The sequence below is a fragment of the Vibrio sp. ABG19 genome (genome assembly GCF_029962385.1).
GTDB classification, from domain to species: domain Bacteria; phylum Pseudomonadota; class Gammaproteobacteria; order Enterobacterales; family Vibrionaceae; genus Vibrio; species Vibrio ostreae.
Genome location: NZ_CP071708.1, coordinates 3,013,988 through 3,027,391, shown reverse-complemented (window position 1 = coordinate 3,027,391; position 13,404 = coordinate 3,013,988). Strand labels below are relative to the sequence as shown.

Annotated in this window: 13 protein-coding genes; 10 read left to right on the top strand and 3 right to left on the bottom strand. The window is 51.4% G+C overall.

The features are described from left to right. Positions 1 to 225 precede the first annotated feature (225 nt). Positions 226 to 831, bottom strand: coding sequence for a CoA pyrophosphatase (locus J0X00_RS20000; protein WP_218563044.1), 606 nt, complete (start codon positions 829 to 831; stop codon positions 226 to 228). Between the two features lie 83 nt (positions 832 to 914). Here J0X00_RS20000 and J0X00_RS19995 point away from each other — a divergent pair, with 83 nt between their 5' ends. Together J0X00_RS19995 and J0X00_RS19990 are read left to right on the top strand one after the other, a co-directional pair. Further along, a complete protein-coding gene (locus J0X00_RS19995; RefSeq protein WP_136484906.1) occupies positions 915 to 1,460 on the top strand; it encodes a heme NO-binding domain-containing protein in 546 nt (181 codons plus the stop codon). Between the two features lie 117 nt (positions 1,461 to 1,577). Then, on the top strand, positions 1,578 to 2,870 hold the full coding sequence (locus J0X00_RS19990) for a sensor histidine kinase (protein ID WP_282477574.1): 1,293 nt from the start codon (positions 1,578 to 1,580) through the stop codon (positions 2,868 to 2,870). Between the two features lie 59 nt (positions 2,871 to 2,929). Here J0X00_RS19990 and pabB read toward each other — a convergent pair whose 3' ends face one another. Continuing rightward, the gene (gene pabB / locus J0X00_RS19985; RefSeq protein ID WP_136484910.1) at positions 2,930 to 4,315 is read right to left on the bottom strand and encodes an aminodeoxychorismate synthase component 1; all 1,386 of its coding nucleotides are present in this window, start codon (positions 4,313 to 4,315) and stop codon (positions 2,930 to 2,932) included. 199 nt (positions 4,316 to 4,514) lie between these two features. On the opposite strand from pabB, the gene J0X00_RS19980 reads away from it, so the two are divergent. The 8 genes from J0X00_RS19980 to J0X00_RS19945 all read left to right on the top strand — a co-directional run bounded on the left by J0X00_RS19980 (position 4,515) and on the right by J0X00_RS19945 (position 12,370). Next, the gene (locus J0X00_RS19980) at positions 4,515 to 6,032 is read left to right on the top strand and encodes a fumarate hydratase (RefSeq protein ID WP_136484912.1); all 1,518 of its coding nucleotides are present in this window, start codon (positions 4,515 to 4,517) and stop codon (positions 6,030 to 6,032) included. Between the two features lie 122 nt (positions 6,033 to 6,154). Next, entirely contained in the window at positions 6,155 to 6,340 is a 186-nt protein-coding gene (locus J0X00_RS19975) for a hypothetical protein (protein WP_136484914.1), read from the top strand. 203 nt (positions 6,341 to 6,543) lie between these two features. Beyond that, a complete protein-coding gene (locus J0X00_RS19970; RefSeq protein ID WP_136484916.1) occupies positions 6,544 to 7,923 on the top strand; it encodes a YcjX family protein in 1,380 nt (459 codons plus the stop codon). Continuing rightward, positions 7,920 to 8,942: a TIGR01620 family protein gene (locus tag J0X00_RS19965; protein WP_282477573.1), complete on the top strand. Its 1,023-nt coding sequence runs from the start codon at positions 7,920 to 7,922 to the stop codon at positions 8,940 to 8,942. Before J0X00_RS19970 ends, J0X00_RS19965 begins: the two co-directional genes overlap by 4 nt. A 102-nt stretch (positions 8,943 to 9,044) precedes the next feature. Further along, on the top strand, positions 9,045 to 10,589 hold the full coding sequence (tyrR, locus tag J0X00_RS19960; RefSeq protein WP_282477572.1) for a transcriptional regulator TyrR: 1,545 nt from the start codon (positions 9,045 to 9,047) through the stop codon (positions 10,587 to 10,589). Next, positions 10,589 to 11,164: a ribosomal protein S5-alanine N-acetyltransferase gene (gene rimJ / locus J0X00_RS19955; protein WP_136484922.1), complete on the top strand. Its 576-nt coding sequence runs from the start codon at positions 10,589 to 10,591 to the stop codon at positions 11,162 to 11,164. Before tyrR ends, rimJ begins: the two co-directional genes overlap by 1 nt. Positions 11,165 to 11,307: 143 nt before the next feature. Beyond that, complete coding sequence (locus tag J0X00_RS19950; RefSeq protein ID WP_282478331.1) at positions 11,308 to 11,886, top strand: HD domain-containing protein; 579 nt, start codon at positions 11,308 to 11,310, stop codon at positions 11,884 to 11,886. A 10-nt stretch (positions 11,887 to 11,896) separates the two neighbouring features. Further along, the gene (locus J0X00_RS19945) at positions 11,897 to 12,370 is read left to right on the top strand and encodes a DUF2947 domain-containing protein (RefSeq protein ID WP_136484925.1); all 474 of its coding nucleotides are present in this window, start codon (positions 11,897 to 11,899) and stop codon (positions 12,368 to 12,370) included. Positions 12,371 to 12,475: 105 nt separating this feature from the next. Here the strand turns inward: J0X00_RS19945 and J0X00_RS19940 are convergent, their stop codons facing one another. Then, on the bottom strand, positions 12,476 to 13,354 hold the full coding sequence (locus J0X00_RS19940; protein WP_136484927.1) for a DMT family transporter: 879 nt from the start codon (positions 13,352 to 13,354) through the stop codon (positions 12,476 to 12,478). Between the last annotated feature and the right edge of the window lie 50 nt (positions 13,355 to 13,404).

The following is a 13,404-nucleotide window of genomic DNA, read 5'->3' as shown; positions in this document are numbered from 1 at the left end:
AAATAGACTTAAATCATTAAATGTTCCCAACAGAGCAATGAGATAACAAAAACCTATGGAGAGTCACAAAAATCACGTGCCACTTGTGAAAGTTATTAACATAAGCAATTAAAAAAACTAATCCAAAAACAGGTAATGATGAGGAAAAGTTATCCTAATGATCTAGAGTTAATGCTCGATAAAAAATAATCGTTTTCAAACCAGTTAATCCCCTCTATATAAGGGCTAGCGAATATAAGAGATGTGTTTTTGTAGCGATTGTATGATTTGAGCTGTCACACCCCATATAAAATGATGTTTATAAGGGATGGCGAATACACGGTGCGCGGCATTTTTAATTTGAAAGGTATCACTGAACAAACGGCGCTGGTCGAGTAAAAAATCCGCTGGTACTTCAAACACCTCCTCAACTTCGTTGCAGTCAATTCTGGTTTGGTAGTCTGAGTCGATAAACGCGACCACTGGCGTGACGGCGAACTGACTGACGGTAACAAGCTCAGGCAACTGACCCAAAATATCGATCTGGTGCTGCTCGATACCAATTTCTTCCTGCGCCTCACGCATGGCTGTCTGGTAAAGGGTGCCGTCGCCATCTTCATATTTACCACCGGGAAAACTAATTTGCCCGGGATGATGTTTCAGGTGCTCGGCACGTTTGGTGAGCACGACGCTAAGCCCTTGCGGGCGTTCGACAAAGCCAATCAGAACCGATGCCTTGCGCAGCGAACGCTCGCGCAAATGAGCGACTCGATGTATGGATTCAGCGTGATACCCGACGGGCGTTCTCAACTGGAAGCCCTGAATAAGTTCAGTTTTGCTGATGCGGCGCACAACGACGTCTCCTATATTCATATATATGTCTATACTTTAATAATCATGCTTTTATGAGCCTAGTTTAAGGATAGTTCAATAAGATGAAAGGCATTATTTTTGCCGAGTTTCTCGAGTTGGTGGAAGACAAATTCGGCCTCGATGTACTTGACAAAATGTTGCAGCAATCTGCAGATTCTGGCGTCTATACCTCAGTCGGCAGTTACGATCATAAGGCGCTGGTGCGGTTGATTGTTGAACTGAGTCAGATTACCGGCATTGATGTTAATGAGTTGCAGCGTGTATACGGTGTCAGCGTATTTCGTTCTTTGTACCAAACCGTGCCTCCGTCAGACAACTTGAGTGCGGTACAGGGCTGTTTTGCATTTTTGCGTCACGTGGAAGATTACATTCATGTTGAAGTGAAAAAACTCTATCCGGATGCAAACCCGCCCCAGTTTGAGTTCATCAGCCAATCGAGCGGAGTCATGACGTTTGATTACCTGAGCGCCCGTTGCTTTGGTCAGGTTTGTCTTGGTTTGATTGAGGGATGCGCTGCTTATTTCAATGAGCAGGTCGATATTTGTATGCAGCCCCAAAACGAAGATAACAGCAGGGTACGCTTTACGATCACAATGGTGGATGACTGAGACAAAACTCGCTCATTGGGTGTCTAAACCGGTGATCAAGATTAACAACAATAAGCCGCGTCATTAAAAGCAGCATGAGCTGTATCTCGTTAAAGAAAGTCATTGGGTAGGTGGAAAATGGATTTTAACTCGCCACTGGAACGCAAACTAGTCCGGGAGAAGGCTGCCCGCAAAGAAGCTGAAAAGCTGCTGGAAGAAAAAAGCTATGAGCTGTATCACGTCAACCAGCAGCTCAGTCTGGCGCTGAAGCAATTGCAGAAACAATCGTTGCAGGATTTGCAAAAGTTTGAGTTTGAAGAGCAGATAGATGCCACCTTAATCTATTTTGGCCGCGCTTTCCTGTCACGTCCTTTGGATAGCGGACTGCTGGCAACCTTTATTGAACGTCTGGCGCAAAGTTCAGCCATACGCTCAGCCTTAGTCCACATAGACGCAGGTCAGTTGGATGGTATCGAAAGCACACAGCTCGGCAATCCCGCGCTTGCTGAGGTAAAGCCTTTTGTCGATGTGCCGCACTGGCAGCAAGATTACCTGTGTCTGCCGCTGGTGGTTGACCGTCTTAAGTCAGGTTATTTAGTGTTTGAGATGGAAGATGAGCGGGTTGAGCGCGAGTTTGTCGTCAAGCAGTTGTCGCTGGTGGCAGAACTGCTTTGTAGTGCGTTACATCGTCAGTCGATCATGCAGCGCCAGCAGTCGTCACGTAAACGCGCGGAAGTGTCGGAGAAGGCCACCACGCAATTTGTGGCCATGATCGAACAAACGCTGCACGGCTCGCTCAATGAATTAATGCAACATTCGGATAAACTGATGGCCAGTAAACTCAATAAAGAGCAGCTGGAGCATTTGACGGCATTGCAACGGTGCGGTGACCGGATGCAGGCCATCATGAAAGATTTGTACGAGTTCAACCAGCTGCAGTCGGGGAGCATTCAGTTGTCACTGACTCCATTTAGCTGGCAGGAGGTTGAATCCTACCTTGTAGCAGAGTTCGGGCAACGGGCTAAGGATAAAGGACTGACTTTCACTATCGACAGTTGTGACGAATTGCCCAAACGTTGGGTCGGGTCAAAAGAGCAGATTGAGCAGATACTGCATCATTTGGTGGACAATGCGATTAAGTTTACGGATCAGGGTGAGGTGATGGTTTCCGCCCGCTGGCGTCACGATCAATTATTGCTGCGGGTCAGAGACAGCGGTATTGGTATCCCGCTTTCAGCGTATGCAGCATTATTTGATCCCTACAGCGCGGTCAATCACAACACAGCGCAAAACAGGCAAGGAGCCGGACTCGCTTTGCCGGTGTGCAAGCAACTTGCGCAATTGCTGGGCGGAGAGCTGGATATGTCCAGTGAGGAAGGGGTAGGGAGTGAATTCTTTCTCACCTTACCAATTCAGGTTGCCAATGTCTGAGCACACAGTGGCGTTAAAGTAAAAAAACGCGCTTGTGGCGCGTCTTTTTACGGTGCGACTCAGTCGGCAAGGACCGGTAAAATACGGCTTAGCTTATCGAGTGTTTCCTGATATTCGGCGCTCCATTCGCTGTCTGCAACCAGGCCGCCACCGGCCCAGGCATACAACTGCTGGTTTTGCGCGATCAATGTACGGATGGTGATACTGGTATCCATACGACCGTGGCGGCTGATGTAACCGATGGAACCACAATATGCGCTGCGGCGATGCGGTTCCAGCTCTTCAATGATCTCCATCGCACGCACTTTAGGTGCGCCGGTAATCGACCCGCCCGGGAAACTGGCGCGCAGCAGGTCCGCACATTCATATTGGTCATCGAGTTGAGCGCGAATCGTGCTCACCAGGTGGTGAACGGCGGGGAAACTTTCAATCTCGAATAATTTCGGAACGTGTACTGTGCCCGGCTTCGCCACCCGGCCAATATCGTTACGCAGCAGATCAACAATCATCAGGTTTTCGGCCTGATCTTTTTCGGCATTGGCCAGCTCATCGGCAAAGGCAGCGTCTTGTTGCGGATCTTCACTGCGAGGGCGGGTACCTTTAATCGGCTTGGTTTCGATTTCCCGCTCTTTGACCTGCAGGAAACGCTCCGGAGAAACACTCAGGATGGCACACTCTTCGGTGCGGATAAACGCAGAGAAGGGGGCCAGGTTAAAGCGTTCCAGCTTGAGATAAGCGAGCCATTCGCTGCCTTGATAACCGGCCTGAAAACGCTGGGTCAGGTTAATCTGGTAACAGTCACCTGAGCGCAGGTATTCCTGCACCTGGTTAAATTTAGTGCGGTAGCTTTCCCGCGTCATGTTCGACTGCCATGGGGTCGTCAGAGCAAACGGTGCCTGGCTCTCTGCGGCATGCTGCGCGAGAAGGGGGTCAGCCTGTTCAATATTCTGGCCAACCACACAAGCGGTTTGGGTTTGATGATCCACCACCACTGCCCATTGGTAAAGGCCGACCGCCATGTCCGGTGCGGTCAGATCTTTTTCGGCAATGCTCGGTAAACGCTCGACCCGACGGCCAAGGTCATAGGCAAAATAGCCGACCGCGCCACCGACAAACGGTAAATCGTGCGGGTATTGCAGCTGCGGCAGGTAGCGACTTTGTAATTGTGCCAGCAAATGGAACGGATCTTCCTGTGACATGGTCTCGCCACTTGGCTCACTAATGCGTGTCTGCTCATCGGCTGTGGTCAGCGTCACGACAGGGTTCATCACTACGATATCGAAACGGCTGTCGATATGCTGCTCGGAAGCAGAGCGAAGCATCATCGCCCAGGGTTGGTGCTCAACCTTGGCAAACAGCTGATTGGCGAGTTCCGGGTAATAAGTAAGCGGCTTGGACTGAATGTGAGTAAGTTCGTTGTTATTCATTTGTGTAAATTGTGACAAAGGGACTGATCACTGCATAGCGTGTTGAGGAAAGCGAGAGTATCATATTCGCCACGATAAAACTTCAATAATAAGCAGCGACTTGACGGTTGCAGGCGGCGAACGTTCAGTCGAATTTCGCTATCTGGCTTTACTGCGTTCCTCTGTGTGCCGATCAAGTCTCTGTTTTGGAAGTAACATAACGATAACGAGGCATGCAATGACGGTTATACGCAAGCAGGACGTCATCAGCAGTGTGGCTGATGCACTCCAGTACATTTCTTACTACCACCCTTTAGATTTTGTTCAAGCCCTGGAACAAGCTTACCATCGTGAAGAGAGCCAAGCGGCGAAAGACGCGATTGCTCAGATTCTGATTAACTCAAGAATGTCGGCAGAAGGCCACCGTCCAATCTGTCAGGACACGGGTATCGTGACCTGTTTCGTCAATATCGGTATGGCGGTGCAGTGGGATTCGCACGATATGACGGTTCAGCAGATGGTTGATGAGGGTGTGCGTCAGGCCTACACCAACCCGGATAACCCGCTGCGCGCCTCTGTGCTGATGGATCCTGCCGGCAAACGTATCAACACCAAAGACAACACCCCGGCTGTTGTGCACATCAACATGGTGCCGGGCAATACGGTTGAAATCCAGATCGCCGCGAAGGGCGGCGGCAGTGAAAACAAAACCAAGATGGTCATGCTCAACCCATCCGATGACATTGCTGAGTGGGTAGAGAAAACTTTGCCGACCATGGGTGCCGGCTGGTGTCCACCGGGTATGCTGGGTATTGGGATCGGCGGTACGGCAGAGAAAGCAGCGGTACTGGCAAAAGAATCGTTGATGGAACACATTGATATTCAGGAGCTGATCGAGCGCGGTCCGCAAAACGCGGAAGAAGAGCTGCGTCTGGATATCTTTAATCGCGTTAACAAACTGGGTATCGGTGCCCAGGGCCTGGGCGGCCTGACCACTGTGGTTGATGTCAAAATCAAAACGGCGCCAACCCACGCTGCTTCTAAGCCAGTGTGCCTGATCCCGAACTGTGCGGCGACGCGCCACGTGCACTTCACGTTGGATGGTTCTGGTCCGGCGGATCTGCAGCCACCAAAACTGGAAGACTGGCCGCAAATCACCTGGGAAGCGGGGGCCAACACACGCCGTGTTAACCTGGACACCGTTACTAAAGAAGAAGTGCAAGAGTGGAAAACCGGTGAAACGGTTCTGCTGTCAGGCAAAATCCTGACCGGACGTGATGCTGCACACAAACGTATTCAAACGATGCTCGATAACGGCGAAGGCCTGCCAGAAGGCGTGGATCTGAATGGTAAGTTTATCTACTACGTCGGCCCGGTTGATGCGGTCGGTGACGAAGTGGTTGGCCCTGCAGGCCCGACCACGTCAACCCGTATGGACAAGTTTACCGACATGATGCTGGAGAAGACCGGCATTATGGGCATGATTGGTAAAGCGGAACGTGGTCCGGCAACCGTTGAGTCGATTAAGAATCACAAAGCGGTTTATCTGATGGCTGTCGGCGGCGCTGCTTACCTGGTTTCAAAAGCGATCAAGAAAGCTCGCGTCGTCGCGTTTGAAGACTTGGGCATGGAAGCGATCTACGAATTTGAAGTCGAAGATATGCCGGTGACGGTTGCGGTTGACTCGCAGGGTGTCAACGCGCACCAGGTGGGTCCGGATACCTGGAAAGTGAAAATTGCCGAAGCGGCGAAGTAATTTTTTTCACAAATGTTCCAGGCGCGACATTGTTCGCGCAAAAATGACGAAGGTGCAGCGTAAGCTGCGCCTTTTTGTGTTTATAATAATCCTCTAAATAGTTGAAACGTCAGGAGTGCAGAATGCCTCGCTTTATTCAAATCCTGCAAATCGTTATTGCGGTTGTTGTCGGTGCCCTTATTGGCTATGACCTGATTTTGCACGGTATCAGTATTTTCGATAATAAATATGTCACCACAACATGTGTGCTGTTTGTATTGTTAGAAATTGCCCTGTTTGTGGTTTACAAGCTGATCGAAGACGATTAAACGCCGCCTGTGCTCTGGTGTGGTTGTCCGCCGACAAGCTGCAATATTTAAATCCTAAGCCTCTGATTTTATTCAGGGGCTTTTTTATTCATCTCGTATTAAGATTAGGTAAGGTAGGCTTGGGGGCGTTAAGCAACGTAGGGCATTGCCTGACATGGCATCCAAATGATAACGGAGCGTTTAAATAATTACGGAGACGATGAATGAAGCGTATTAGCCAAGAAATGACTGATTTAATCCATCGCGGCCTGGACTCTCATGTTCGTCTGGCGGTGACCGGGTTGTCGCGCGCCGGGAAAACCGCCTTTATCAGTTCTCTGGTTAATCAACTGGTGCATACCTCAACGCATGACAATCTGCCACTGCTCGCGGCGGCGCGTGATAAACGTATCATTGGCGCAAAGCGGGTTCCGCAAAGTAATCTGATGGTGCCAAGCTTTGGCTACGATGAAGCCATGAGTCAGTTACATGCCAACCCGCCACACTGGCCGGTTCCGACCCGGGATGTGAGTGAAATTCGCCTGGCAATTAAATATAAAACTCACAGCCGCACCCGCAAGCTGATCAGTAAAACCTCGACCCTGTACCTCGACGTGATTGATTATCCGGGCGAGTGGTTGCTGGATTTACCGTTGCTGCAACTCGACTTTGAAACCTGGTCTGCGCAGCAGTTTAATGCTCTGCATGGCAAGCGGGCTGAGCTGGCACAAGAGTGGTTAACACAACTGGATCAGCTGGATTTGCAGCAAGAGGCCAATGAAAAAAACTTGGCTGAAATTGCGGCGCTGTACACTGATTATCTGCACCGTTGTAAAGAAGCGGGACTGCACTGGGTGCAGCCGGGGCGTTTTGTTCTGCCTGGAGAGCTGGCCGGTGCGCCGGTGTTGCAGTTTTTCCCGTGTCGCCCGGATACGTTACAGCACAAAAACGGCAAACATTCGATGCTGGCGCTGCTGAAGCAGCGTTACGAAGAGTATCAGAACAAGGTGGTTAAGGCGTTTTACAAACATCACTTCGCAACGTTTGACCGCCAGATTGTGCTGGTCGACTGTTTATCACCGCTCAATGAAGGGCATGAATCTTTTATGGATATGCGCGATGCGCTTGAGCAGATCATGCAGAGCTTCCGTTATGGCCGCAGCGGCATGCTCAGTCGTCTGTTTGCACCCAAAATTGATAAGGTGTTGTTTGCGGCGACCAAAGCCGATCACGTCACGCCCGATCAGCATCCGAATATGGTGGCCTTGTTGCAACAGATGATTCATCCGGCCTGGCAGCATACCGCGTATGAAAATATAGAGATGAGCTGTCTGAGTATGGCATCGGTGAGAGCGACCCAGTCGGGCCATATTGAAACCGGTCAGGGCAGAGTGTCTGCCATCCAGGGCACGACTCTGCAAGGCGACAACATGACAGTTTATCCCGGTGAGGTGCCAAAACGTCTGCCTAACGCCGACTTCTGGCACAATCGGTCGTTCGATTTTACCGCGTTCCGCCCGATGTCAGGTCATCAGGATGAGCCGCTGAAACATATTCGTCTGGATAAAGCGCTGGATACACTGATTGGAGACAAACTGAAATGAGCGAATACAAAACTCGTCAGGTTTTTGAGCAGCCACTGAGCAGTGAAGAAACGCACATTGAACTCAATACCCAGCAGCAGTTTGCTGAGCAGGATAAATTCGTTCCCAGTGTCGCGGAGCCGCAAGAGACACCAGCGGAAGCCGAACTTGAGCAGGTTATTCGCCCTAAGCGCGGGCGTAAATGGTTTACTGTCACTATGCTGGGTGCGTTTTCCGGCCTGGTCGGCTGGCAGGCCATCGATAGCGTGGTCACCTCTGTGCAAACGGCCGATTGGCTCAGCCTGGGCTGGAGCGGCTTTGTTTCGGTTCTGGCCGGTTTGGGTATCGGTGCGATTGGGAAAGAGCTGTGGAAGCTGCGTCAGCTCCGTCACCACTTTTCAGTTCAGGAGCAGGCCGAGAGTCTGATTGCCAATAATGCGGTGGGCCAGGGCGAAGCATTTTGCCGCGATCTAGCGCAACAGGGTGGTATTCAGCCGCAGAGTGCGCCATTTCAGCGCTGGCAGAATTCGCTGGATAATAGCCACAGCGACGCCGAAGTGCTGGATATGTACGATGCCATGGTAGTCAGTGAACAAGATAAAAAGGCGACTAAGCTGGTGTCGCAATACGCCACAGAGTCCGCGGCGCTGGTAGCTATTAGCCCGTTAGCCGTTGCGGACATGTTGTTGGTCGCCTGGCGCAATTTTAAAATGATCGATCAACTGGCCGAATTGTACGGTGTTGAGCTGGGTTACTGGTCACGCCTTAAGCTGTTTAAAGCGGTGCTGGTTAATATGGCAGCAGCCGGTGCCAGTGAGCTGGCGGTGGATGCCAGTATGGATCTGCTCACCATGGATCTGGCCGGTAAAGTGTCGGCCCGCGCTGGACAAGGGCTGGGTATCGGTATCCTCACCGCACGCCTGGGGCTGAAGGCGATGTCTTTACTGCGCCCGTTACCGTGGCATAAAGATCGCGCGGTCAAATTAGGTGCAATCCGTAAACAAATCGTGGCGAAAGTCACGGCGCTTACGGTCAAATAGCGGAAAGTAGCCGTTGAAACAAGAGATTGCTTGACGCCATTCGGGCCTTGATAGAAACTACTGTCAACTTTTCGTGACACTTTCTGATTAGGAATAAATTCAGTGCGTCTTGAAGTCTCTTGTGAAGACAGACTCGGGTTGACCCGGGAACTGCTCGATATTCTCGCATCCAAAAATATTGATTTGCGCGGCATTGAAATCGATGTGATTGGTATTATTTACCTCAACTGCCCGGACATCGATTTTGAAACCTTCAGTGAATTGATGGCCGAAATTCGTCGGATTCCCGGTGTCAGGGACGTGCGAAAAATTCAGTTTATGCCGATTGAGCGTCACAATACGGAATTGATTTCCCTGCTCAACAACCTGCCTGACGCGGTACTGGCGATTGATCTGAAAGGCTCAGTCGATATGGCGAACCACTCTGCCCAGTCACTGTTCCATAAAGATGAACAAGAGATGATCGGTGCGCATGTCTCGACACTGCTGCCGGCGTTTAATTTTTCACGTTGGGTGGAAGGTAGCAAGTCACGGGTACGTGAAGAAGTGGTACTGGATGGTCTCGATTATGTGATGGATCTGATGCCGGTTTACATTACCGGTGAGTCGAAAGAGTCCACCCTGGCGAGCTCCATGATGATCATTCGTTCAGCCAACGCCAACGTGGTCGCTGACGATAAGCTGCCGCTGCACAATAACCTCGGATTTGAACACTTTGTTGGTGTGTCTAACCGCCATAAGACGCTGATCAATCAGGCGAAAAAACTCGCGATGCTCGATCAGCCACTGCTGATTGAAGGCGAAACCGGTACCGGTAAAGAGATGCTGGCCCGTGCCTGTCACAATCGTTCTAATCGTTCGGATGCGCCTTTTCTGGTGTTGAGCTGTGCATCCATGCCGGATGATGTGGCCGAAACCGAACTATTCGGACACGCTCCGGGGTCGTTTAACCATCAGCAGGGTCATAAAGGTATTTTCGAACAGGCAAACGGCGGCACGGTATTCCTGGACGAAATTGGCGAAATGAGCCCACACCTACAGATCAAACTATTGCGTTTTTTGCAGGACGGCACTTTCCGCCGGGTCGGTGAAGAGCATGAAGTGCATGTCGATGTGCGTGTGCTGGCCTCGACCCGCCACAATCTGGCTGAGCTGGCCGAATCGGGTAAGTTTCGTGAAGATCTGTTTTACCGCCTCAACGTGCTGACTCTGCGTATTCCGCCGCTGCGAGAACGTCCGAGCGATGTACAACCGCTGCTGGAGCTTTTCGTTGCTAAGCATTGCCACAAAATGGGCATGCTGAAACCGAAACTGGAAGAGGGATTGCTCGATCAACTGGCCCAATATCAGTGGCCGGGTAACATGCGTCAGCTGGACAACATGGTGCTGCGTGCCCTGACCGAAATGCCGGATGACAAACTGGGTGTCGAATATTTCCATCTGCCACAGTTGGAAACCGTCTCCTCGGGTATAGCGAATGTCAACCTGGACGGTGCGCTGGATGACATCATGAAAGAGTACGAAGCTCAGGTACTGGATCGTCTGTATCAGTCGTTCCCGTCGAGTCGTAAACTGGCTAAACGACTCAACGTTTCACATACGTCGATCGCAAACAAGCTGCGCGATTACGGCATCAGGAAGCGCTAATGGAAAGTTACAGTACCGCCAGCCATGTCTATGAAACGGATGGTGAGATCCTGCTTCGCACGGCAGAACCTGACGATGCGAAATTAATCTCGGACTATTTCATCGCCAACCGGGCGTTCCTGAAGCCTTGGGAACCATTGCGCGAGAGTGAGTTTTTCACTGAATTTGGCTGGCAGCAGCGCTTGATCAAACTGCATGAACTGCACAAAATGGCGCTCGGCTACTATCTGCTGATCATTGATGTGAAAACTCACGCCATGTTAGGGACCATCTCGTTCAGCAACATTTCGCGTTTTCCGTTTTATGCCTGTAATGTCGGTTATTCTCTGGCCGAGCAGGCTCAGGGACGCTATATCATGTCACGAGCACTCAAAATGGCCTGTGATTACATGTTTCGCGTACAAAATATGCACCGCATTATGGCGGCGTATATGCCGCGGAATAAGCGCAGTGAAGCGGTACTGCTCGGTCTGGGTTTCGAACCGGAAGGGCATGCGAAAGATTACCTGTTGATTGACGGTAAGTGGGAAGATCATAATCTGACTTCGCTGCGCCACCCGCACTGGAAGATGTAGCCGGGCGTTGAACTGGGGTTGAGGCGCCGGTTGAACGGCCTTGCAAACAGTAATTGAGATGAGAAATGACAATGCCCATAGAGCCCGATACCACTCCGAATCAGCCTGAAACGGCCCACTCTGCAACCGATAAGCAGACAAGAATGCAGCAGCAACTGGCGTTGGTGCTGGAGCTGGATCGCCTGAAAAGCGTGTTACGCCGTACTCGGGTCAAAAGTGCGCAGGGGCGGGCCGAGAACAGTGCTGAACACAGCTGGCATGTGGCGATGATGGCTTTGCTGATGGAAGAGCATGCCAACCAGCCGGTCGATATCGGCCGGGTACTCAAAATGCTGCTGATGCATGACATGGTCGAAATTGATGCCGGTGACACCTTTGTCTATGACAGTGTCGCCAGCGCGCAGCAAGAAGAAAAAGAGCTGGCCGCGGCTGAGCGTCTGTTCGGTATACTGCCGCAAGAGCAGGGTGAAGAACTGTTTGCCCTGTGGCGTGAATTCGAAGCGGCGCAAAGCGCTGATGCACAGTTTGCCAAAGCATTGGATCGTCTGATCCCGATGTTGCTGAATTATCATAACCAGGGTCAAAGCTGGTTAGAACATGGCGTTACCCGCCAACAAGCCCTGACCGTGAACCGCCGCATTGATGACGGTTCACATGCGCTGTGGGATTACGCACAGCAAATGATTGAACACGCCACCCAACAAGGTTGGCTTAAAGCCTGAAGGACATTGCATGTCGTATTTGCCTTTGGAACAGTACCAAAGAAAATGGATTTTCACGCACCAGTCTATGCCGGTTCCGGCAGAGGATCTGGAACAGATCAAACCTATGTCTCAAATGCGCGCGGCTCAGTTCTGGAAAGAGAACCTCAGTGCGCAAAGCCCTGATGCCGAGCGTTTCAGCTCGCAGGACTGGCCGAGCAAAACCAACAGCTGGCTGCATGAAGTGGAGTGGATGGCAGAGTGGGAGAGTGATGATGAAGCTCTGCCTGAGGCGATCCTGGAGCATATCGACTGGCAGGATGATGTGACGGTCTACTTCTGCTATGAGAAATACAACGTCATCGAGACCAAGTGGTCGGTATTCAAACGCCACTGGAAAAACTTCCTGTTTTACGATGACGGCCCGATTCTGCTCGGGCGTCGCCGTCAGCAAGCGTTGTGGTTCAATACCAATGGTACAGTCAAACTGGGTCAGCACGAATAATCGCGCAACTTAGTGCTATTACTTTTCTTAAACAACAAGAGTAAATAATAAACCGGCGTCATGGCCGGTTTTTTTGTATTCGGAGCGTCGCAGGCCGCTGTCGGATCAATCCTGTATGACTACCACCCGGCTGCGGCTGGCGGCCAGTGTACTGCCAATAGAGGCACTGATGATAAGCAGTATGGCTCCCCATTGCGACAGGTCGAGCGTTTCACCCAGAATAGCCAGTCCCGCCATGGCGGCAATCGCCGGCTCCAGGCTCATCATGACACTGAAATGTTGAGTCGACAGACGGCTCAACGCCATCATTTCCAGGCTGTATGGTAGTGCACTGGACAAAATGGCAATGGTCAGTGCCATTGGCACAATCGACCAGGTAAACAGCGGACCTTCCGCTAAATTAGCCCCAAGCGGGAAATAGATCACAGTGGCGATACACAGGCCAAGCGCCACGGTGGCACCGCCGCTGCCAACCGAGCCGGCCCGCTGTCCAAACCAGATATAGGCTGCCCAGCAACCGCCTGCCGCCAGTGCCAGCGCAACTCCTATTGGGTCAAGCGCATCGACACCGGACATGTCCGGTAACAATAAGGCCAGCCCAGCAACCGCCAGCGCGACCCAGACAAAATCCCGTTTACGCCGCGAAGAGAGTAACGCCAGCATCAGGGGGCCGGTAAACTCCAGTGCAACACCAATGCCGAGCGGAATGCGTTCCAGCGCGAAATAGAAGGTCATCTGCATGCCGCCAAGCGCAAAGCCATACACCGCCATAGCCCGCCATTGGCTGCGGCTCAGCCGCAGTCGCCACGGACGGAAAATCAACACCAGCAGCAGGGCGGACAAGCCGATGCGCAGCGCGACGGTACCGCCGACACCAACCACAGGAAAAAATTGTTTGGCGATGGATGCACCGGACTGGATTGTGATCATGGCACAAAGCAGGCAGCCGACAGCAAGCACAACCGGAGATTTATTCAGTAACATAGGCACCGTTATTATTGTAAAAGCCAACCCAATGATTATTAAAGCTAACG